The following is a 232-nucleotide window of genomic DNA, read 5'->3' as shown; positions in this document are numbered from 1 at the left end:
TTGGGATAGCAGAAATCCGTCGGACACAGCCCACACAAATAGTTCGCACGAGCAACTTGCCCGTAACGAAAAAAGCTGTCGGCTGTGTTCGGGAATCTCATGGGAAAGGAGGAATCACATGAGTAATATGTTACAAACGAAAACCGCAGAAGAAATACTGTCAACAGTATTCAAGCCGAAGGAGTTCATCATTGACGGACTGCTCACGCAGGGATTGTATGTACTTGCAGGT

It is taken from the genome of Ruminococcus sp. AF37-20, assembly GCF_003460465.1.
GTDB classification, from domain to species: domain Bacteria; phylum Bacillota; class Clostridia; order Oscillospirales; family Ruminococcaceae; genus Hominimerdicola; species Hominimerdicola aceti.
Note: the sequence above shows the minus strand (reverse complement) of the source record.